The following is a 21106-nucleotide window of genomic DNA, read 5'->3' as shown; positions in this document are numbered from 1 at the left end:
TAAACGGACGCCCCCTTTCGACTTGGAGGAGACATGCCCGGTTCGAACAAGCTGACCAAGGCGCAGATGATCGTCGGCCTTGCTGAGGCCACCAACCTCGACAAGAAGTCCGTGGCCAGCGTGCTCGATGCGCTCAGCGAGCTGGTAAAGAAGGAGCTTGGTCCGGACGGGCCGGGCGAGGTCACGGTTCCGGGCCTCGTGAAGATCAAGGCGAAGGAGACCCCGGCCACGCAGGACCGGGAAGGCATCAATCCGTTCACGAAGCAGCCGATGACCATCAAGGGCAAGCCGGCGAGCCGCAAGCTCCGCGCGGCGCCCGTGAAGGCGCTCAAGGACGGCTGAGCGGCACGTCGCCGGCAGCTTGCGTGGCCGCATCGGGCGACGCGAGCTCCGGCGCATCCGCGGGCGGGCCTGGCTCCGAAGAGGAGGCTCCCCGGGCTTCTGGCGAGACCTTCGCCGGGGAGCGGCGTGCCCGCAGCGCGCACGCCAGGATCGCGAGGGCGAGCAGGGACGCGAGCGGGACGTCGCCCAGGCGGGTGTAAGGCGTCAGCGGCGTGTCCCTGATCGCCGGGCTCGCGAAGGTGATCTCCGGCGCAGCGCCCTCGCTGCGGGTGCGCACCACCCCGCGGGCGTCGATCCATGACGCGACGCCCAGGTTGACGGCGCGCACGAGATCGCGCCGCAGCTCGATCGCGCGCATGGCCGCGAGCCGCGCGTGCAGCTCGGGCTCGGCGCTCCCGGTGAACCAGGCGTCGTTCGTGATGTTGACGAGGAGGTTCGGGGTGAGCGCGCTCGTGATCCGCCGCCCCACGCCCGTGAGCGTATCCTCGTAGCAGTTGAGCACCCCGATCCGGAGCGCGGGGCCCTGCTCTCGGGCAAGCGTGAGGGCGCGCGGCTCGACCCCCGGGATGAGGCCGCCGCTCTTCTGGAAGGTGCGACGCAGCCACGGCAGGTAGGCGCCGCCCGGGACCATCTCGCCGAACCAGAGCAGCTGCAGCTTGTCCTGTGTCGGCTGCATGCTCCCGTCGGGGAGCACGAGGGTCGCGGAGTTGTAGCTGTTCCGCTCCTCGACACCGTCGGCAGCCTTCACGGGCGGGGCCTGGGTGATGAGCCCGGCCAGGACCGGACCGCGGACGCCGGGCCCCAGGATCGCTCGACCGCCGCGCGGCGCCTGCCGGGCGCTGTGCGCGAGGGGATAGGGATACGCAGCCTCGGGCCAGAGGGTGAGCTCGGCGCCGTCGGCCTCGGCCTTCCGGGTGAGCTCGTGCAGCGTTCGCAGGATCCGCGGGTGGTTCTTCGCCTGCCAGCGCTCGTGAGGCCCGACCGCCTGGTTGACGAGCGCGACCCGCGCCGTGGGCAGGCCGGCGCTCGCGCGCTCCACCGCGGCCATCCGCAGCGCGCCGTGAGCCGCGAGCAACCCGAACAGCGCCGCGCTCGCGAGCGCCGGGTAGACGAGGGCGCGGGACAGATGAAGGCGCGCCGGCCGCGGCCCCTGCGCAGGTTCACGCGCGAGCGGACGGCCGCCCGGCGCCCTCCCGAAGGCCGCGAGCCCCGCGCGGGTGAGCAGGGCCGCCCCCACGGCGAACAGCGCGGAGACGCCCCGCTCACCGATGAGGTCAGCGAGCTGGACGAGCGCTGGCCAGGGGCTCATGAGGCCGGCCGGCGTCCAGCCGAAGACGGTCGGGATGGCCACCGCGACGAGCACGCCGGCCGCGAAGGCGAGCTCGAGCGGAGCGCGCAGGCGCCGGAGCAGCGCGCTCGTGATGCCGCCGCAGGCGGCCCAGACCAGCGACTGAGCGGCCGCGAGCAGGACCAGCGCGAGGTACGAGGCAGCGGAGCCGAGCGGCGTGAAGCGCTGGATGACCTCCGGCACGAAGCGCAGGCCCACGATGCCGGCCGCCGTTCCCCAGGCGGCGCCGCGCCCGAAGGCGCGCCAGAACGTCGGCGCGTCGTGGACGGCGGCCGCCAGCAGGGCGAGGCCAGCGATGACCGCGGGGTAGAGATCCGTGGGCGGCGCGGTGAGGGCGAACGTCGCACCGCCGGCGACGGAGAGGAGCAGCGGGGCGCGGCTTCGAAGCGCGCGCAGGGTCGAGGCCTTGGGCACGAGGCGGCGTTATACCGCGTGAAGGCAGCCTGGACCGCGATGGCGGCCCGCAGGAGAGAGAAACCGACGCGAGCCCTGCCCGGTCAGGGCGGACCGGACGCTATGACGAGCCGCTCACCAGTAGACGCTGAGCCCGCCACGGAAGAGCCCCCCGCCCGACGTATCGGTCGTGCGGCCGGTGTCGGGATCCCTGAACTCCGGAACGACTCCATCGTCCGTACGGCTGCGCACGAAGCCGAGCGCGTCGATGTTCAGGGCGATGCGGCGGGAGAGCCGGAACTCGAGGCCGATGCCGCCGTGCGCGCCGAAGTAGTCGTACTCCGTGTTCGGAACGAAATCGTCACCGGCCGCCACCTCGCTCCAGGGCCGTTCGACGTCGGCGTGGGAGATGTTCAGGCCGCCCGTGAAGTAGAACTGCGTGCGGCTGCGCGGGTTGACGAACAGCATGCCGCTCAGCGAGATCGGCGTCTCGCTCCGCTGGTAGCCGTTGTAGTCGGTGCCCGCCAGGAAGTCGGCGCCGAGATCGAGCGCGAACGCGGGGACCGGCCGGTAACGCAGGCTGATCCCGACGCCGCCCATGCCGGCTTCCTCGGCCCCGCCGTGCTCGCGCCCCATCATCAGGCCCTCCATGCGGAAGTTGACGCCCCACTGCCGCCGCCAGCGCCGCTTCGGCGGCGGCGGCGGAGCGGGCGGGGCCACGCGACGCACGACGACGCGCGGCGGAGGCGCGGACCCAGGCGTCACCACGATGACCTGCGGCGGCTGGCCCGGCGGCGAGGTCTGGTAGACGACGACCGGCGGCGGGGCCGGACGGTGTGCCCGCCTGCCGGGCGGCGGGGGCGGAGCGGGGGGAGGCGGCGGCAGCGCCTCGGCGGGCGGGGCCTCGTCGGAGGCGGCCGGCGGCGGCTCGGCGGCGGGATCGCGGGGGGGCTCGACTTCCTCGCAGAACCACGCGCCAGGAGGACAGTTGTTGTTCTCCTGCGCGAGCGCGCTCATCGGCGCGGTCATCGCCACCGCAACAAGGGCATGGGTCAAGCAACGGCGCATCGGGCGACTCCTCTTCGGTGCAGGGAAGTTAGCAACCGGGATGCCATCGACCATCTCGCGGGATTGTCGTCACCATGGCCACGAAGCACTCCGGCGTGCATCGGCCGCCACGGCGCGCTGTGGCGGAAGGTTCACACGCGCGCCGTCCCGCAGGGTACTAGCTCCAGCGTCAAACGTCACGGCGCGGTCGCCTCCGTCGGCAGCCCTGCCAACATCGAGAGCAATCGGATCCACCATGCCTACGGTTACGTTGAAGCAGGGTCATGTTCGGCCCGTGTGGTCGGGGCATCCCTGGGTGTTCGCTCAGGCGATCGCGCGCATCGAGGGCGGCGCCGTGGCCGGCGATGAGGTCGTGGTCACCGACCCCTACGGCAGCGTGCTCGGCCGCGGGCTCTACACCCCGCGCTCGGCCATCCCCGTGCGCATGTACACGCGCGAGGACCGGCCGATCGACGCGGCCCTCTTCCGGCACCGGATCGAGCGCGCCATCGCGCACCGCCGCGAGCTCGGCCTGCCGGCGCGGTCGCCGGGCCACGAGACCGACGCCTTCCGGCTGGTCCACGCGGAGGGAGACGGCCTGCCGGGCCTGATCGTCGATCTGTTCGGCGACGTGGCGGTGGTGCAGCTCGGCACGATCGGGGTCAAGCGCCGCGAAGGCGTGATCTTCGACGCCCTCCAGGCGGCGCTCTCGCCGCGCGCGATCGTGGACAGGACCCCGGAATCGCTCGCGAAGCTCGAGGGGTTCACCGCGGACGCCGGCGTGGTGCGCGGCGACGTCGGCCTCGATCAGCTCCGGTTCGTCGAGCGAGGCCTGCGCTACGCGATCCCGCTCGCGCTCGGCCACAAGACCGGCTTCTACCTGGACCAGCGGACGCTGCGGACCCGCGTCGAGCAGCTCGCCCACAACCGGCGCGTGCTCGACGCGTTCTGCTTCGTCGGCACGTTCGCCATGGCGGCCGCCCGCGGGGGCGCGAGCGAGGTCCTCGCGATCGACGAGAGCGCGACGGCGCTCGAGGTCGGGGCGGAGTGCGCGCGGGAGAACGGGCTGCTCGACCGGATCACCTTCACGCGCGACGACGCCCGCAAGGCGCTGCAAAACGCGTCGCGGCAGAGCGGCTTCGACCTGGTCATCTGCGACCCGCCGAAGCTCGCGGGCACGCGCGCGTCCAAGGACGCCGCGCTCACGGCGTACCGGCGCCTCGCGGCCGGCGCGTGCCGCGCCACGCGCCCGGGGGGCATCCTCGTGCTCTGCTCCTGCTCGAGCGCCGTGAGCCTCGACGACCTGACCCGCGTGCTCGCGCTCGGCGCGCGCGACGCGCGCATGCAGGCCGCCGTGTTCGACCGGCACTTCCAGGGCGGGGACCACCCCGTCCCCTCCGCGTTCCCCGAAGGGCTCTACCTGAAGAGCCTCATCGCGCGCGTCGACGCGCTCTGATCAGCCCCGATGAAGCCGCTCTCCCTGCTGACCGCCGACGCCGCGAGCGCCCTCGCCGGGGTGATCTTCGACCTCGACGACACCGTGCTGGACCACGGCGCCCTCACCGAGGCCGCCTACGGCGCCCTTTTCCGTCTGCGCGAGACCGGGCTCGCGCTGATCGCCTGCACCGGCAGGCCCGCCGGCTGGGGCGAGGTGATCCAGCGGCAATGGCCGATCGACGCGACCATCGCCGAGAACGGGGCCGTCGCCCTGGTCCGCGAGCAGGCTGAGCCGTTGGCCGACCCTCGAGGCGGGGTGGCCCCGAGCGCCGGCCGCATCGTCGCGCTCGACGGCCTGGACCGCGGCGCGCGGCAGGCGCGTCGGGCCGAGCTCACGGCGCTCGCTGATGACGTGGTGCGTCGTTTTCCTGCGGCAGCGCTCGCTGACGACAACGACCAGAGGGTGACCGACGTTACCATCGACATCGGAGAGCACCGGCGTGTGCCGCCCGAGGACGTGCAGAGGATGCGCGCCGAGCTGCGCGAGCGGGGGGTGAGGACGCTGCTTTCGAGCGTCCACCTCCACCTCACCCGGGACCCGTCCGACAAGGCCACGGGCGTCGTGCGCCTGCTGTCGGCGCGGTTCGGCGAGGATCCGACCCGGGCGCGGTACCGCTACGCCTTCGTGGGCGACAGCGGCAACGACGGCGTCGCTTTTGCCGCATTTGCGTTGACCTTCGGGGTCGCCAACGTGCGCGCCCACCTCGGCAAGCTCTCGGTGCCTCCGCAGTTCGTGGCCTCCCTTCCCATGGGCCGCGGATTCGCGGAAATTGCACACCGGATCGCCGAACTGCGGAAGAATGTACCCGCGCCGTGATCGCGGCTCGCGCGATGTCCCTCGCGCTGCAATCCGCCCCACACATGGAGCACGTACCCTAGCCGCGACACGCACCGAAGGAATAGGATCGAGCTTTCGGGAGGCGCGTGCCTCCCAACCCTTTACAGGGGCGCGTGTTCTCGGGGACCATGACGTTGGTCCCTCGCCCGCCAGCGGCAGCAGATGGCGTTTCGACCCCCGACCCCCGGCCTCCTCGTCGACAACAAGTACCGCCTCGCGGAGCGCATCGGCGGGGGCGGCATGGGCGACGTGTTCCGGGCGGAGCACGTGCTCGCAGGCCGCGCCGTTGCGATCAAATTCCTTCACCCTGAGCTGGCGGACAACTCGGAGCTCTCCCACCGGTTCTTCCAGGAAGCGCAGGCGGTCAACCGGATCCGCCACCCCAACATCGTCGATGTGATCGACGCCGGCGTCGGCGACCTCGGTCCGTACATCGTGATGGAGCACCTCGACGGCGAGTCGCTCGGCATGGCGCTCGCGCGCTTCGGCCGCCTCGACATGGAGGCCGCCGTGGGGGTCGCGATCCCGGTGCTGGAGGCGCTCGACGCCGCGCACCGGGCGGGGATCATCCACCGCGATCTCAAGCCCGAGAACATCTTCATCGCGTTCGATCCGAGCCGTGGCTCGGCCGTCGTCCGGCTGCTCGACTTCGGCATCGCGAAGGTGCTCGACTCGGACGGCCCGTCGCCGCGGACGCGCACGGGCGTCGTGTTCGGCACGCCGGACTACCTGTCGCCGGAGCAGGCCACCGGGGAGTCGCCGCTCGACGGGCGGAGCGATCTCTTCTCGGTGGGCGTCCTCCTCTACGAGGTGCTCACGGGCACGCGGCCGTTCCGCGCGCCGACCGCCGTGGCGACCGCGTTCCGCGTCGTGCACGCGGAGGTGCCCACGCTCGCCTCCGCGGGCGTGACCATCGATCCGCGGCTCGAGGCGATCGTGCAGCGGCTCTTGCAGAAGGATCCCGCGAAGCGCTTCCAGACGGCCGGCGACGTCGTCCGCGAGCTGGAGCGCGTCGCGCCGGACGCCCCCCGACGGACCGCGGCGCTCGGCAGGCTGATCAACGTGCAGCGGCGGATGGCCCTGAGCCTGGGGAACGCCACCGAGAACGAGCGCGATCGCCTCTCGTCCTCACGCGATCGGTCGCGCGTGGGCACGTCGTTCGACATGAATCCACCGCCGCCGATGCGCATCTCGGCGCCGCTCGTGTCGGGCGGGCGCGTCACCGAGGCGCCGCCGGTCATGCGGCCGTCGTCGGAGCCAGCGAAGCCCGCCCCCGGCGTGACGCTCTCGAACGCGCTGCGGAACCGGGGCTCCGAGCCCACGCTGCTCTCGCAGCGCGGCGAGTCGTTGCCCACGGTGCGCAGCGCCGACCTCGGCCTCCGCGCCGAGCCGACCGTGCGCAGCGCCGACTTCGGCAACCTGATCAACCGGCAGCGCGACACGCGGCGGCCCAACGTCACGCCGGTCCGGCCGCTGCCGGCGCGCTTCGCGGGGCAGTACCACGTGCGCGGCCCCGTCCTGCGGAGCGTCGATCGCACCATCGTGGACGAGTACGGGAGGAGCGCGCGCGACGAGGTCGTCGCGCAGATGCCGCTCCGGTACGCGGACGACTTCCGGCACGACTCGATCAACGCGCTCGTCGGGTACGATCTCGAGGCGCTCGACGCTTACATGGAGCTCGCGACGTCGCTGGTCCTGCGCGACCTCGAGCGCTGGCGCGACATCGGCAGGCTCGGCGTCGGCGGCGAGCTGCACAGCCTCGTGCGCACGCTGTTCGCCCGCCCGCTCACCGACATCGCGTCGCTCATGCGCCGCGGGACCTCGATCTGGTCGCGGCTCTTCACGTTCGGCTCGTGGCGCGTGGCGACCGGCCCGACCGGGCGGGTCACGCTCCACATCGGCGACTTCGATCCGGCCTCGCTGCCGCTCCGGCTGTGGGTCGTGGGGATGGTCGAGGAGACAGCGCGACGCGCGTCCGGCGGCGGCGTGAAGGTCACGATCACGCTGGGCGAGCTCGGCTTCACCTCCGAGCTCGCCTGCGAGATCAGCCTCTAGCGACGCCCGCCAGGACCGCTGCTGGGCCCTGGCCGCCGCTGCTCAGTGTGACGCGCGCGGCGCTGGCACGCGCGCGCGTCGCTGAGCTCGTCCCGGGGGATCTTCAGGAAGGCTTGCGCGCGCGGTAGCACGCCTGACAGAACACGTCGCGGCCCTCGACCGGCTTGAACGGGACCTCGCCCTCGGAGCCGCACGACTTGCAGGTGATCGAGAACGTCGGACGGGTGCGCGGCGCGCGGGGCTGCTGCGCGGCGGCGCGGGCGGGCGCTGCCGCGCGTCGCTCGCCGCCGAAGGACGGCGCGCGGTAGTTGCCGTCGTCGCGGACGGGCGCACCGCCGCGCGGGCGCTGCTGGTAGTGGCTCGGCACCGTCCAGGCAGGCGTCATCCCCGAGTACGCGTCCTGCATCGGGCTCCGGTACTCGTTCACGTCACCCGTGTAGCGAGGCTTCCGAGGCTGCCCGCCGCCGCGGTACCCCCCGGCGCTCCGGGCCGCTCCCGGGCGCTGGTGCTGTGCCGCGCGAGACGTCGACGCGCTCTCGTGCTCCCCTCGACTGTCCTTTCGTGCACGGCGGCAGGTCCGGCACCGCTTCGGCGGGGCCGCGAGCTTCCGTTCGGCGTAGACGGCGGCTTCTGCAGCCGAGAACAGGAACGACGTGCCGCAGCTCGCGCAGACAATGTGCTCGTCTCGATGCTGTTCCATGATTCCTCTTTCATCAGGCCGACGGGCCTCGCAGGCTCACGGGCTCGGGTGGCTCGGGTGGCTCGGATGAACTGGAGCGCCCGGGAGCTGCCCCCGCTGCGCCGGAGAAGCGCGTTTTACGCGGGGATCTAGATGATACTGGTGGGATCGCCCTCTTGATGGGGCACAGGAGTGCCTACGGTGACATGGTTGTCAGGGCGGTCAAGCGTGCCGCCTCCACGCTTCGCCGGGATCGATCGCGCGGCGTGGAGGCTTTGATTTCGAAGCTCCTCACGATACCATCCGCGCGACTTTCACCGGGAGCACAGCTCCTCACGTCACGTGACGAACCACGGGCAGCATCCGCCCACGCCGCGCCTCGCAACCAGTCGAAGCAATGAGCCATCCCTCCCTGCACCTCACCGCTCGTGACTTCGACGCGTACGCCGCCGAAAAAGCGACCTCGAAGGCCTACTCGCGCCCCCGCCTCGAGGTGAAGCAGCGCGCGCTCGCCTGGGCGCGCGGCGTCGTCGCCCGGCTGGCCGAGCTCGGCATCTCCGTCGATGTCCACGGCTCGGACGAGCACCCCTCGATCCGCAACAAGCACCGGGCCGACTGCCAGTGGGTCTTCTTCTGGCGCGACCAGGCCGCGCGCGACGAGCTCGATCGCCTGCTCGACCGCGGCCGCTCGATCTCCGAGGCGATCGACGACCCGAGCCCCTTCACGCGGCATGCGTTCCTCGCGCTGCGCATCTCGGAGAGCGAGGTGCAGGTGTGCTTCGCGGTCCACCCGGACGCGAAGGTCGATGTCGACAACCTCCGGGCCCGCGTCTCGGCGTCCGAGGAGGCGACGGGCGAGCCGGCCTCACCGCTCGCAGCCGAGCTCACGAGCGCGCTCCACGCGCTCCCGGAGCAGTTCTCGCTCGGCGCCGGCGGTGGCGAGCGCGTGGACTGCAGCGCGGCGACGCCCGACGCGATCGCGGAGATGCTCCGCCGCGCCGCGGACGGGCAAGTGCCGCTCTGGATCGGGTGGGCGATCCCGCGGGAGACCGCGGTCGAGCACGCCGACATCCTCGACGAGCAGCTCGAGGACGCGATCGTCGCGCTCGCCCCCATCTACCGGCTGGTCGCGTGGTCGCGCGAGAACGATCGCATCGCGCTCGATCGCAAGCTCGAGGGCATCGAGCAGGAGCGGGCGCGCGCCCACGCCGAGCTCGAGGCCGAGAACGAGCGGTGGCGCTCCGAGCAGGCCCGCGCGCGCGAGCGCTCGATGGAGCAGGCCCGCGCGCGCGGCGACGAGCGCGTGGAGGCCGCCCTCCCCGCCCGCCGGCCGACGCTCGCGACGCTGTTCAAGTCGACGAGCAGCGCCGGCGCCGGTCGCGGAGAGCCGCGCCCCTCGCCGAAGCACCACGGAGAGGGCGGCGCTCCGGTCCGACGGACGCAGCCCGCGGACGCGGAGCAGCAGCCGCGGGCCGAGGCGCCCCAGAGGCCGTCGGCCGAGCACGCGCCGCGCGCGCAGCGCGCTGCGGCCGGCGAGGCGGACGCTGCCGCGAAGGTGACGCCGGAGCCCGCGAAGGGCGGCGTGATCGAGAAGGGCAGCCGGGTCTGCGTGCGACGAGGGCCGTTCGGCGACAAGATCGGCGTGGTGAGCGAGCTCGACGGCCGCGGAGGGGCTCGCGTGCTGCTCGGCCTGCTCTCGACGAGGCTCGAGATCGACGACCTCGAGCTCGTCGTGGATGGAAGAGAGCGCCCCGCCCTCTCGACTTCGCACCGCAAGCCGCTCGCCCCGACGCCGCGCAAGGCGCGCTGAGCGTCGCCGCGCGGCTCTCCCCGCAATGGTCAAACGCGATCCCTCAACCTATCCCGTCGGTCTCGGCGCCCAGTTCCGCCACAAACTCCCGCTCTACCTGGCCGGCGCAGCGCTGCTCGCGACGCAGCAGCTCCTCATGGCCAAGCGGGATTTCCTGGTCAAGGACGCCGTCGACGCGGCCGTGAAGCTCCAGTCGACGGAGGCGTCGCGGGCGGCGCTCATCATGCTCGGGGTGAGCGTGGGCGCCGCCGTCATGCGCGTGTTCTCGCGGGTCACCATCTTCACGGCGGGTCGGAACGTCGAGTACGAGCTCCGGGCGGTGCTGCTCGCGCGCCTGCACAAGCTCGGGCCGGCCTTCTTCCGCAAGATGCCGACCGGCGACATCATGAGCCGGGCGACGAACGACCTCACGCAGGTCCGGCTGCTCCTCGGCTTCGGCCTGCTGAACGTCGTGGGCTCGCTCTTCGCCTTCGCGAGCGCGCTGTACGTGATGCTCCACATCTCGAAGCGGCTCACGCTGGCGGCGCTCGTCACGATGCCCGCGCTGATGCTCGTCACCCGGTCGTTCTCGACCAAGCTCTTCCTCCGCACCCGGGACAACCAGGAGGCGATCGGCGCCATGAGCGACCGCGTCCTCGCGAGCCTCGCGGGCGTCAGGGTCGTCCGCTCGTTCGCGCTCGAGGCGTCCGAGATGGCCGCGTTCGCCAACACGAACCAGGGTTACCTCGAGAAGAGCCTCGCCCTCGCCAGGCTGCGCGGGTCCATGGGGCCGCTCATGGGCGCCATCAGCTCGGTCGGCGTGCTCATCGTCTTCTGGTACGGCGGGCAGCTCGTGCTCGAGGGGCAGATGACGAGGGGCGACTTCGTCTCGTTCTGGCTGGCGCTGCTGCGCCTCACCTGGCCGGTGCTCGCCCTCGGCTTCGTCGCCGCGATCGTCCAGCGCGGCCGCGCCGGCTACGCGCGTCTCAAGGCCATCTTCGAGGCCATCCCCGAGGTCGTGAGCGGGCCGACGCCTGCTCCCGAGGTCGTCCGCGGCGCCATCGCCGTCAAGGACCTGACGTTCTCCCACGGCGCGAGGAAGGTGGTCGACGGGGTGAGCTTCGAGATCGAGGCCGGCAAGTCGCTCGCCATCGTGGGCCGCACGGGCTCTGGCAAGAGCACCATCGCCACGCTGCTCGCCCGGCTCATGCCCACGCCGCGCGGCTCGGTGTTCCTGGACGGCGTCGACATCTGCGACCTGCCCCTGGAGACCGTGCGCGCCAGCATCGGCTACGCGCAGCAGGACGCCTTCCTCTTCTCGACCACCGTGGCACGCAACATCGGCTACTCGCTCGACGATCCGGACTCGCCTGCCTCGTTCGAGGTGATCCGCGCGGCCGCTGCCGAGGCCGAGGTGCTGGGCGAGGTGCTCTCGCTGCCGGATGGCTTCGACACGGTGGTCGGGGAGCGAGGCGTCCAGCTGTCCGGCGGCCAGCGCCAGCGCGTCGCGCTCGCGCGCGCGCTCGTGCGCGAGCCGACCGTCCTCGTCCTGGACGACCCGCTCTCCGCCGTCGACGCAAAGACCGAGCAGGCCATCCTCGCCGCGATCGAGCGGCAGGCAGCGCGACGGACCGTCATCCTGATCACGCACCGGGTGGCGGCCGCGCGGCGGTGTGACGCGGTCGTCGTGCTCGAGCAGGGCAAGGTCCTCGAGCGCGGCACGCACGACGAGCTCGTGCGCGCGGGCGGGCTGTACGCGTCGTTCGCCGAGGAGCAGCAGCTCGAGGAGGATCTCGCGACCTTCGAGGCGCCGCCCTCGCAGCCGGTGGGGCTCGCGTGACGCAACCGGGACCTGGAGAAGGCGCGACGATGCAGGCCAAATCGAGCGGCGGCGCGGCCGCGGGAGAGGTGGGCGCGAGCCCACGGCGGCCGACGCAGGCGGCGAGCACGACCGCGAGCACGACCCGGGGCGCGAAGAGGGCGAGCCGCACCGAGGACGTGCTGAGCCGCTTTCACGAGGAGACGCAGCTCGGCGAGGCGTACGACGCGCGCATGCTGATGCGGCTGTGGCCGTTCGTGCGCCCGCAGGGCAAGCACCTCGCGCTCTCGCTCGGGCTGCTCATCGTGACGGCGTCGCTGGCGCTGCTGCGTCCGCTCATCATGCGCGACGCGCTCGACGCGTTCGACACGCCGGGCGGGCTCGATCACCTCACGCGCGCCGGCATCCTGCTCACGGGCGTCATGCTCCTGGAGCAGTCGCTCGCGTTCCCGCAGCTCTACCTGATGCAGCTCGCCGGCGCGCGCGCGATGGCCGATCTGCGCGTGCGCGTCTTCGGCTTCTTGCACACCCGCCGCCTCGGGTTCTTCGATCGCACGCCGGTCGGCCGGCTCGTCACGCGCGTGACGAACGACGTGGACGCGATCGGCGAGATGTTCGCGTCCGGCGCGCTCAACGCGTTCGGCGATCTCATCCGGCTCGTCGTCATCATCGTCGTGATGCTGTCGCTCGACTGGCGCATGTCGCTGCTCGCCTTCGCGGCGGTGCCCCCCGTCGCCCTCGGCGTCAACTGGACGCGGCGGCGCATCCGCGACGCCTTCCGGGAGGTGCGGTCGAAGACGGCCAGGATGAACGCGTACCTCAACGAGCAGGTCTCCGGCATGGCCGTCGTGCAGGCCTACGCCAGGGAGGAGCGCTCGGCCGAGGAGTTCGACGAGATCAACGAGGCCTACCGCAACGCCAACAACCGCTCCATCGTGCTCGACGCGACGCTCGACGCCGCCATCGAGATGGTCTCCAGCGTCTGTATCGCCGCGGTGCTCTGGTACGCCGGCGTGAAGAGCCTGAAGCAGCAGATCTCGTTCGGGACCTTGTTCGCCTTCGTCGCGTACATCGACATGTTCTTCGTCCCGATCCGCGATCTCTCGGCTCGTTACACGCTGCTGCAGTCGGCGATGTCCGGCGCGGAGCGCATCTTCGAGCTGCTCGACAACAAGGACGAGGACGCGACGGCGATGGCGGCCGCGCCTGGCGGCGCCGACGCGGCGAGGGTCGCGGACGAGCGGGTCGCGTTCGAGCTCGACAGCGTCGTGTTCAGCTACAAGCCGGGCGTGCCCGTGCTGCGGCATGTCTCGATCGCGGCGAGGAGCGGCGAGAAGATCGCGCTGGTCGGCGCGACCGGCGCCGGCAAGAGCACCGTCGCGTCGCTGCTGCTCCGCCTCTACGACGTGGAGGAGGGCGCCGTGCGGGTCTTCGGCCGCGACGTCAGCGCGTACCCGCGCGACGAGCTGCGCCGCAAGTTCGCCGTCGTCCCTCAGGACGTGTTCCTGTTCCCCGGCACGGTGCTCACCAACATCGCGGCCGGCGACGCGATCCCGGATCGCGCGAAGGTGGTGAACGCGCTGAACCGCATCGGCGCCCTCGATCTGTTCGAGCGCCGCGAAGGCGGCCTCGACGGGCCGGTGCTCGAGCGCGGCAGCAACTTCAGCGCTGGCGAGCGCCAGCTGATCGCCTTCGCCCGCGCCCTCTACCGCGACCCGCCGATCCTCATCCTGGATGAGGCCACGGCGAACGTCGACAGCGACACCGAGGCGCGCCTCCAGCGCGCGCTCGAGGGCGCCATGGCGGGTCGCACCGCGATGATCATCGCGCACCGCCTCTCCACGATCCGCGCCGTCGACCGCATCGTCGTCTTCCACAAGGGCAGCGTCGTCGAGCAGGGCACGCACGACGACCTGCTCGCCGCCGGCGGCGTGTACAGCAAGCTGTACCGGCTCCAGTTCGCCCGACAGGCTGCGGCGCACGCGTAGGGCTGGCCGTGCGGCGCGATGCGCGGCGAGCAGCCCGGTCTGATCAGCGCCGCGAGCGCCCGGGGCTGCTCGCTCCCTCAGCCGGGATCGTCGCCGTAGCACCTTCTGCCAGCAGCGCCCCCGCCCGCGCCGCCGGCGGCCCCGGCCTCACCGCCGCCGGCCTCGTTCGCACCGCCGGCGGTCCCCGCCTCGCCGTCGCCGCTCGCGACGTCCGCGCCTCCGGCGACCACCCGCAGCCAGTACTCGGAGCAGCTGCCGTTCATGAGGACCAGGTGCTCGTCGTCGACGCAGACCACCTCGGCCTGGTTGCCCGCCGCGTGCGCCAGCGTCCCGCCGCTCTTCGTGCCGTCGGGCTCGAACGACAGGTCCACCTGCCACCACCGCGGCCGCGCGCCGAGGTGGTGCCTGAGCGCGTACCGCATGCCGCCCGGGAAGTAGAGGAGATCGCCGTCGGGCGCCGAGGTCTCGTAGACGCCTCCCTCAGGCATGGCCTCGGTGAACTCGACCGGCGGGTTCGCGCTCTCGGAACGGTCGCACCGCTCCGGACCACACCCCGCCGCGAGCGCTGCCGACGCACCCACCGCGCACGCGGCGGCCCACCTCGAGCGCTGCGCCGCGCTCGGCACCCGGCTCCGCATGGCTCAGCCGAGCCAGCGCGCGGCGTCGAGCGCGTGGTAGGTCAGGATGAAGTCCGCCCCGGCGCGCCGGATCGACGTGAGCAGCTCGAGCACCGCCCGCTTCTCGTCGATCATCCCGCGCTCCGCGGCCGCCTTGATCATCGCGTACTCACCGCTGACGTTGTAGGCGCCGAGCGGGAGCGTCGTCGCGTCGCGCACGCGGGCGATGACGTCGAGGTACGCGAGCGCCGGCTTGACCATGAGCATGTCGGCCCCCTCCTCCTCGTCGAGCGCCGCCTCGCGCAGGCCCTCGCGGGCGTTCCCGGGGTCCATCTGGTAGCCCGCCCTGTCGCCGAACTGGGGCGCGCAGTCGGCCGCCTCACGAAACGGCCCGTAGAAGCCGGACGCATACTTCACGGCGTAGGAGAGGATCGCCGTCCCCGTGAGCGACTCGGCGTCGAGCGCGCGCCGGATCGCGGCGACGCGGCCGTCCATCATGTCGCTCGGCGCGACGACGTCCGCCCCCGCCTTCGCGTGGACCACCGCCGCCCGCGCGAGCACCTCCAGCGTGGCGTCGTTGTCGACGTCCACCGCTCCGGACGCGTCCTGCCGGAGCAGGCCGCAGTGGCCGTGGTCGGTGTACTCGTCGACGCACACGTCGGTCATCACGAGGAGCTCCGGAACCGCCTCCTTCATCGCCTTCACGGCGCGCGGGACGGGGCCGTCGGCGTCATACGCGCCCGAGCCCGACGCGTCCTTGGTGCGCGGGAGCCCGAACAGGATCGTCCCGCCGATACCGAGCTCCTTGCAGAGCCGCGCCTGCGCGGCCGCGGCGCTCACGGGCAGCTGCGAGACACCGGGCATCGTCCCGACCGGGCGAGGCGCGTCGAGCACCTCGTTGAAGAAGAGGGGGAGGATGAAATCCCCCGGGTTGAGGGACGTCTCCCGCACCAGGGCGCGGAGGGCGGGAGAGCGACGGAGCCGGCGCGGTCTCTTCGTGGGGAACACGGCGGCGGAGCATAGCAGCCCTTCGCCCGCGGGGACCGCCCCGGTCGCGACGCGCGCGATCCGCAGATCGCGGAAGCCGGGCGAATCGGCTAGTGTTCGCCCGAAACCGCCCGCATGAGACAGGCTCCCCACTTCCTCTCATCCGGCCGCGCTCGCCCTGTCGCGCGGCTCGTGCGCCCGGCGCCGGCCGGCCGCGCGCAAGCCGCTCACCGATGCGCCGCACCACGGCGAGCGGTCGGGTGCGCCGCTGGTCCAGGGCGCGGCGATGCCCTCTCTCCAGACAGCGGGACCGTGTCGTCGTCGTCCGCCGCAAACGCCTCGTCCGGCTGCTCCGCAGGCATCGCCGAGGCGGCGACCGTGACCATTGCGATGTCGGACAGCGGGCGCCAGACGGTCCACGCCTCATTGCGGACGAAGCTATCGAGCGGGACCATTCCGCGTTCGATGCCCCGCGCGAGCTGGTCGAGATTGACCGGCCCGACCGATTGCTCCCCGTTGCTGACGTACCACCGGTCCGTAAAGCCGCGCTCTGAGCTCCGCAGCTCCTCGAACAGTTTCACAGATCTCATCGAATGGACTCCAGAAACCGCCGGACGTTGGGTCGAACGGGTGCGATTCTATACCCTTAACGCACCGAGTCAACATCACTACAGAATCGCTATGACAACCAACGTCTGCCATGAGTGAACGAGAAAACGACGGTAGTTTGACGGCGCTTCCCGGGCGTCACGATCCCTCCGACGAGGGGCGGGGCACGGCGGCCGCGCGGCCCGGGGCGGGGGCGCCGGGCGCGGCGAGGCCGGGCGTCGTGTACCTCGTCGGCGCCGGCCCGGGCGATCCGGGGCTCTTCACGCAGCGCGGCGCAGAGCTCCTGGCCACGGCGGACGTCGTCCTGCACGACGAGCTCGTCCACCCCGCGCTGCTGGACGGCGTGCGGGAGGGCGCGGAGGTGCGGTCGGTCGGCAAGCGCGGCGGCGACCGCGTCGTGAAGGACGCGAAGCAGGCGGAGATCGACGCGGAGCTCGTCGCGCTCGGGCTCGCGGGCCGCAGCGTCGTCCGGCTGAAGGGCGGCGACCCGTTCCTCTTCGGGCGCGGCTCGGAGGAGGCGGAGGCGCTCGCGCGGGCCGGGGTGCCGTTCGAGGTGGTGCCGGGCGTCTGTTCCCCGCTCGGCGCGACCGCCTACGCCGGCATCTCGCTGACCCACCGGAACATCGCCTCGAGCGTGATGATCGTCAGCGGCGTCACCCGGGCGGGCAAGGGGTTCGACTGGAGCGAGCTCGCCTCGGTCCGCGGGACCATCTGCGTCCTGATGGGCATGCAGGCCCTCGACACGGTGGTCGCGGGGCTGACGGGGCCGGGGCGCCGCGATCCCGCCACGCCGGCGGCGGCGATCCAGTGGGGCACGCGGGCCGACCAGCGCGTGGTCACGACCCGGCTCGACGAGCTGCCCCGGCGCGCCAGGGAAGCGGGGCTCCAGAGCCCGGCGGTCATCGTCGTCGGCGCCGTCACCCGCCTGCGCGACGCGCTGCGCTGGTTCGACCGGAAGCCGCTGTTCGGCAAGCGGGTGCTGGTGACCCGGCCACGTCACCAGGCGCGCTCGACGTCGAGGCTCATCCGCCTCCGCGGCGGCGAGGCGGTGGAGCTCGCGACCATCGAGATCCACCCGCCGCCCGACCCCGCGCGCGTCACCGAGGCCGCCCGCGGGCTCTCTGGCTACGACGCCGTCGTCTTCACGAGCGAGAACGGGGTGGCGTGCTTCTTCCGGGAGATGGAGCGGCTCGGCCTGGACGCGCGCGCCTTCGGCTCGGCGCGGCTCGCCGCGATCGGCGTCGGGACGGCCGCCGCGCTCGCCGCGCGCGGCGTCCGTGCGGACATCGTTCCAGGGGAGTTCCGGGGCGAGGAGCTCGCGCAGGCGCTCCTCGCCGACCCCGCGCTCGCGGAGCGCCTGGCGGCGCGTGCGGGGCGTCCAGGCGTCCGCGTCCTCCTTCCGCGCGCGCTCGTCGCCCGCGAGGTGCTCCCCGAGCGCCTCCGCGCCGCGGGCTGCGAGGTCGACGTCGTGCCCGTCTACGAGACCCGCCCCGCGTCCACCGAGCGCCGTGAAGAGCTGCTCCGGGCGCTCTCGGCGGGCGCGATCGACGTCGTGCTGCTCACCTCGAGCAGCACGGTCGACAGCCTCTGCGACCTCCTTGGCGAGGGCGCTGCGGCGCGGCTCGACGGTGTGCTCCTGGCGAGCATCGGACCGATCACGACCGCGACCGCCGAGAAACGGGGGCTCCGGATCGGCGTGACCGCCGAGGTGAGCACGACAGCGGGTCTCCTCGACGCGCTGGATCGGTATTTCGCTGCGCAGCAAGCTGTCCCTGCAAGCGCCGGTGAGTGAGGTGCTGGTCGCGCGATATGCGGCCAGCGCCACGGCGCAAAAGATAAAGAGCGTCGCAGCGGACCTGGGGGGGGAAAGGTCTCCGCCGCGACGCTCGGACTCCTGAGGAGCAGGAGGCGTGCCTGCGCCTTCCTGTAGTCAATTCAAGCACTTAGAACATCTACACCGGGGCTCCCTTGCGCTCCTGCGCGTCCACGACGGCAGACCTGCAAGGGATTTCCTTACGCAGCATGACCGACGAGCACCTACAACAAGGCGCCTCAGGACGGAGCAGGCGTACAGCGCCACAGCTGGAAAGCGATGGTGAGCCGAGCTCCTCCAGGCGCTGCTCGTCACTCGAATGTTGCGCGAACGACGAGAAACTTGTTGTTGAGCTCGATGGGAGTGAGCTTCTCGAAGACGCGGGGATTGCCGAGCTCGTTCGAGAGCGAGCTGGTTCGAGCGTGCTCGGTGACGAAGTAGAAGGTCTTCACGCCCTTCTTCTTCTGCTCATTGATGTAGTCCTGGAACTTCTTTCCGCTCGAAACGAAGGCCGCCAGCTTGTTGCCGGCATAGAAGTTCTCGCCCTTCCAGTTCAGCTGGTAGGCGACGAGAGGACCCGGGGTTTGCTGGCTCGCGCGCATGTAGGCGAGCAGGGTCTCGCGCTGCCCCCAGTGCGGCGAGGTCCGCACGAAATACACATCGAGCCCCCACGCCGTGAACACGACGGCGAGCGAGAGGAGCGCGTAGAGGACGAGGCGGCGCCAGCGCGCGACCATCAGCAGGGCGCACAGGACCGCCGCGGCGGCGGTGAACGCCCAGAGGGTCGCGGAGAAGTCGAGCGACTGCGGCCAGGGACGCTTGTAGTTGTACGTGAACAGGTGCAGCAGCCTGGCCTGGCTCGGCTGCCCGTCGCGGAACATCGCGAGGTCCCGCCCGACGAGGAAGACCAGGACCGCGGCGCCGATCGCGATCGCGCCGAGCATCGCGCGCTCGTAAAGGACCACCGCGCTCGGGCGCGCGGACAGCGCCGGCGAGGAGGCGCCGCCCGAGCCGCGCGCGAGCCCTCGCGCGCCGCCCCCGAGGCGCAGCATGTCGTCGAGCAGGATCCCGGTGAGCATCGCCGCCGGCGGGACGGCCGGCAGGATGTAGTGGTGGAACTTCGTCAGCATCAGCGCGAAGAGCGCGAAGCCGAAGATGAACCACATCGCCAGGAACACCGAGGCGTCGCTCTGGCGTACGTCGGCCGAGCCGGCCTCCCCTGACGGTCCCCCCTCCCCTGGAGCTCCCCCCTCCCGGCGCCGGAGCCACCACACGAGCGAGGCGGGCACGAGCCCCGTCCACGGGAACATCGCGTAGCCGAGCTGCCACACGTAGTAGCGGAAGCTCACGTCATCGCCCTCGTTGGTGTCGTGGACGTGGGTGAAGGCGCGCTTGAACATGTCGTGGAACAGGAGCCTGTCGGTGAACGGCTGGCCGTGCCGCGCGTACATCGCGACGAACCAGGGCAGCGCGACGCACGCGAGGACGAGCAGCCCGACGGGGATCTCCATCTTGAGCAGGTCGCGGTACCGGCGGGAGACGACGACGTAGCCGAGCGCGCAGAGCACCGGGAGGCCGAAGCCCGCCGGCCCCTTGGCCATCGTGGACAGGGCGGCGAAGAACCACGCCGCGAGGAAGAGGAGCCGCTGGACACGCCGCTCGCCCCAGCTGGCGTAGAGGACGATGCCGAGCGTCTGCGCCCAGATGAGCGCCTGGAGCACGGGCTGCAGCCCGGGGACCACGGGCAGCACCGACCGGCAGGCCTCGTTGCCGGGCAGCCCGCAGTTGCCCGGAGAGCCCGAGCTGAAGACGTCTCCATGGAGGCGCACGCCGAAGGGCGCCGGGTGGATCTCGACGTGACGCGAGAGCAGATAGAGGATCTGCGGCAGGGCGCAGGCGATGATCGCCCCGAGCACGAGGTGATAGGCGGAGAGCCCCACCTTGAGCGCGCCGAGGTCGACCTCGTAGACGCGCGCCTCCCGCGCCTCGTCGGTGTGGATGCCGAGCAGGAGGAGCGCCATCGCGGCGGCCATCGTCGCGACGAACGGCATGTCCGTCATGGTCTGGTGCGAGACCAGGAACCACTGCGGCATCGTGGCGAGGACGACGCCCGCGAGCAGCCCCGCGCGGCGGCTGAAGATCTGCGAGATGGCCTTGTAGAGCAGGTAAACGGCGATGAGCGTCAGCGCGAAGATGGGCAGCCGGACCGCCCACTCGGGCCACGGCGTGCGCCCCTCGGCGACCGCCGACAGCATCTCGCCCGACCGGTAGCGGACGCCGAAGGCCGCCATGGCGAGCGCCTGCATCCAGAAGTCGAGCACCGGCTTCGACCAGAACCAGCCGTCCTGCGCCCACCAGAGCGAGATCCAGTCGTTCCTCGCGAGGATCTCGCGCGCGACCTCGCCGTAATGCGTCTCCCACGGGTCGGTGAGCGAGTGGCTGCCGAGCATGGGCAGGTAGAGCAGCGTGACGAGGGCGACGAGCCAGAAGCCATGCCGCCGGAGCAGGGGGCGCGGGGCGCCCGCCTCGTCGACGCGGCCGGGGCCGAGGCGCTCGCCGACCCGGAACGCGCCGGCCACCGCCGTGAGGAACGCGGCGGGGATCGCGACGGCGGGGATCGCCAGCGAGAGCAGCGCGGGCGCGCCGTCCCGTGACGCGGAGATCGGCGAGAAGTAGCCGGCCACAGCGAGCGTGATCAGGACGAAGAACGCGACGAGCCCACCGCCGAGCAGCGCGAGCGGACCGAGCAGGTCGCGGATGCCGACGCGCGCGGCGACGCGCTCGGGCGGGTCGTCGAACGTGCCGAGCAGATCGAGCAGGCCGAGCGTGGCGGCCGCGATCCCGAGCGCGCCGAGCGGGACGCCCCAGCGGAACTGAGGTGCGAGCGCCATCACGACGAGCGCGACGAGGGCGCCCGCGGCGAGCACGGCGGCGCCGCGCCAGCGGAGCGGGTTGCCCTGCGGAACGAGGCGCGGCTCATCGTCGTCGGGCTCGGCCTCGTCCGCGCCGGTCGCGCCGTCGCTCTCTGCGGCCTCGTCCTCCGGAGAAGGGGCGCGCGGCTCGGCGGCGCCGGAGCCCACCATGTCACCCGTGGCCGTCACGTCACCGGCGGCCGACTCATCGCCCGCGGCCGGCTCGTCGCGGACGTCCGCGGGCGCACCGCTGCTCTTGTCGTGCGTGTCGTTCATGGCTGCGCCGGACGCGGAACGCGGCGGGGCCCTGGCGTAGCAACTCTACGTCGCCGGGCAAAGCAGCGGTCGCATGCTCTCGCGCAGCGACGGACCT

Annotated in this window: 15 protein-coding genes; 8 read left to right on the top strand and 7 right to left on the bottom strand. The window is 72.2% G+C overall.

What is annotated here, in order from left to right:
• Positions 1-33: 33 nt before the first annotated feature.
• A complete protein-coding gene (locus tag WME85_RS00135; RefSeq protein WP_061617084.1) occupies positions 34-342 on the top strand; it encodes an HU family DNA-binding protein in 309 nt (102 codons plus the stop codon).
• Here WME85_RS00135 and lnt read toward each other — a convergent pair.
• Positions 329-2104, bottom strand: a complete 1776-nt coding sequence (lnt, locus tag WME85_RS00130; RefSeq protein WP_437834014.1) for an apolipoprotein N-acyltransferase — start codon at positions 2102-2104, stop codon at positions 329-331. The genes WME85_RS00135 and lnt overlap by 14 nt on opposite strands.
• A gap of 114 nt (positions 2105-2218) precedes the next feature.
• Complete coding sequence (locus tag WME85_RS00125; RefSeq protein ID WP_437834011.1) at positions 2219-3151, bottom strand: hypothetical protein; 933 nt, start codon at positions 3149-3151, stop codon at positions 2219-2221.
• Positions 3152-3386: 235 nt separating this feature from the next.
• On the opposite strand from WME85_RS00125, the gene WME85_RS00120 reads away from it, so the two are divergent.
• The 3 genes from WME85_RS00120 to WME85_RS00110 all read left to right on the top strand — a co-directional run bounded on the left by WME85_RS00120 (position 3387) and on the right by WME85_RS00110 (position 7520).
• On the top strand, positions 3387-4586 hold the full coding sequence (locus WME85_RS00120) for a class I SAM-dependent rRNA methyltransferase (protein ID WP_437306931.1): 1200 nt from the start codon (positions 3387-3389) through the stop codon (positions 4584-4586).
• 60 nt (positions 4587-4646) lie between these two features.
• The gene (locus WME85_RS00115) at positions 4647-5444 is read left to right on the top strand and encodes an HAD hydrolase family protein (protein ID WP_437834008.1); all 798 of its coding nucleotides are present in this window, start codon (positions 4647-4649) and stop codon (positions 5442-5444) included.
• 183 nt (positions 5445-5627) lie between these two features.
• The gene (locus WME85_RS00110; protein ID WP_437834006.1) at positions 5628-7520 is read left to right on the top strand and encodes a serine/threonine-protein kinase; all 1893 of its coding nucleotides are present in this window, start codon (positions 5628-5630) and stop codon (positions 7518-7520) included.
• Between the two features lie 103 nt (positions 7521-7623).
• Here WME85_RS00110 and WME85_RS00105 read toward each other — a convergent pair whose 3' ends face one another.
• Entirely contained in the window at positions 7624-8220 is a 597-nt protein-coding gene (locus tag WME85_RS00105) for a zinc-ribbon domain containing protein (protein WP_437834003.1), read from the bottom strand.
• 376 nt (positions 8221-8596) lie between these two features.
• On the opposite strand from WME85_RS00105, the gene WME85_RS00100 reads away from it, so the two are divergent.
• Genes WME85_RS00100 through WME85_RS00090 form a run of 3 tightly spaced genes read left to right on the top strand, consistent with a single transcriptional unit; the run spans position 8597 to position 13795 of the window.
• Positions 8597-10009, top strand: a complete 1413-nt coding sequence (locus WME85_RS00100) for a hypothetical protein (RefSeq protein WP_437834000.1) — start codon at positions 8597-8599, stop codon at positions 10007-10009.
• A 25-nt stretch (positions 10010-10034) separates the two neighbouring features.
• Positions 10035-11828, top strand: coding sequence for an ABC transporter ATP-binding protein (locus WME85_RS00095; RefSeq protein WP_437833997.1), 1794 nt, complete (start codon positions 10035-10037; stop codon positions 11826-11828).
• A 29-nt stretch (positions 11829-11857) separates the two neighbouring features.
• Entirely contained in the window at positions 11858-13795 is a 1938-nt protein-coding gene (locus WME85_RS00090) for an ABC transporter ATP-binding protein (RefSeq protein WP_437833994.1), read from the top strand.
• 77 nt (positions 13796-13872) lie between these two features.
• Here the strand turns inward: WME85_RS00090 and WME85_RS00085 are convergent, their stop codons facing one another.
• The 3 genes from WME85_RS00085 to WME85_RS00075 all read right to left on the bottom strand — a co-directional run bounded on the left by WME85_RS00085 (position 13873) and on the right by WME85_RS00075 (position 15989).
• Entirely contained in the window at positions 13873-14433 is a 561-nt protein-coding gene (locus WME85_RS00085; RefSeq protein ID WP_437833992.1) for a hypothetical protein, read from the bottom strand.
• 3 nt (positions 14434-14436) lie between these two features.
• Positions 14437-15420: a porphobilinogen synthase gene (gene hemB / locus WME85_RS00080; protein ID WP_437833989.1), complete on the bottom strand. Its 984-nt coding sequence runs from the start codon at positions 15418-15420 to the stop codon at positions 14437-14439.
• A gap of 206 nt (positions 15421-15626) precedes the next feature.
• Positions 15627-15989 (bottom strand): DUF4339 domain-containing protein, encoded by a 363-nt coding sequence (locus tag WME85_RS00075; protein ID WP_437833987.1) that lies wholly within the window; start codon positions 15987-15989, stop codon positions 15627-15629.
• A gap of 110 nt (positions 15990-16099) precedes the next feature.
• Between WME85_RS00075 and cobA the strand changes: the two genes are divergently transcribed.
• On the top strand, positions 16100-17800 hold the full coding sequence (gene cobA, locus WME85_RS00070; protein ID WP_437833984.1) for a uroporphyrinogen-III C-methyltransferase: 1701 nt from the start codon (positions 16100-16102) through the stop codon (positions 17798-17800).
• A 332-nt stretch (positions 17801-18132) separates the two neighbouring features.
• Here cobA and WME85_RS00065 read toward each other — a convergent pair whose 3' ends face one another.
• Positions 18133-21009, bottom strand: a complete 2877-nt coding sequence (locus tag WME85_RS00065) for an ArnT family glycosyltransferase (protein WP_437833982.1) — start codon at positions 21007-21009, stop codon at positions 18133-18135.
• Positions 21010-21106 lie beyond the last annotated feature (97 nt).

Origin of the sequence: Sorangium sp. So ce1153, assembly GCF_051521595.1 — a bacterium.
In the GTDB taxonomy this organism is placed as follows: Bacteria; Myxococcota_A; Polyangia; order Polyangiales; family Polyangiaceae; genus Sorangium.
Note: the sequence above shows the minus strand (reverse complement) of the source record. Positions and strands in the feature narration are given on the sequence as shown.

Excerpts from the sequence above, each read along its gene's own strand:
- WME85_RS00135 (WP_061617084.1), top strand. The coding sequence starts at position 34 with ATGCCCGGTTCGAACAAGCTGACCAAGGCGCAGATGATCGTCGGCCTT.
- WME85_RS00125 (WP_437834011.1), bottom strand. The coding sequence starts at position 3,151 with ATGCGCCGTTGCTTGACCCATGCCCTTGTTGCGGTGGCGATGACCGCG.
- WME85_RS00120 (WP_437306931.1), top strand. The coding sequence starts at position 3,387 with ATGCCTACGGTTACGTTGAAGCAGGGTCATGTTCGGCCCGTGTGGTCG.
- WME85_RS00110 (WP_437834006.1), top strand. The coding sequence starts at position 5,628 with ATGGCGTTTCGACCCCCGACCCCCGGCCTCCTCGTCGACAACAAGTAC.
- WME85_RS00105 (WP_437834003.1), bottom strand. The coding sequence starts at position 8,220 with ATGGAACAGCATCGAGACGAGCACATTGTCTGCGCGAGCTGCGGCACG.
- WME85_RS00100 (WP_437834000.1), top strand. The coding sequence starts at position 8,597 with ATGAGCCATCCCTCCCTGCACCTCACCGCTCGTGACTTCGACGCGTAC.
- WME85_RS00095 (WP_437833997.1), top strand. The coding sequence starts at position 10,035 with ATGGTCAAACGCGATCCCTCAACCTATCCCGTCGGTCTCGGCGCCCAG.
- WME85_RS00090 (WP_437833994.1), top strand. The coding sequence starts at position 11,858 with ATGCAGGCCAAATCGAGCGGCGGCGCGGCCGCGGGAGAGGTGGGCGCG.
- WME85_RS00085 (WP_437833992.1), bottom strand. The coding sequence starts at position 14,433 with ATGCGGAGCCGGGTGCCGAGCGCGGCGCAGCGCTCGAGGTGGGCCGCC.
- WME85_RS00075 (WP_437833987.1), bottom strand. The coding sequence starts at position 15,989 with ATGAGATCTGTGAAACTGTTCGAGGAGCTGCGGAGCTCAGAGCGCGGC.
- cobA (WP_437833984.1), top strand. The coding sequence starts at position 16,100 with ATGAGTGAACGAGAAAACGACGGTAGTTTGACGGCGCTTCCCGGGCGT.
- WME85_RS00065 (WP_437833982.1), bottom strand. The coding sequence starts at position 21,009 with ATGAACGACACGCACGACAAGAGCAGCGGTGCGCCCGCGGACGTCCGC.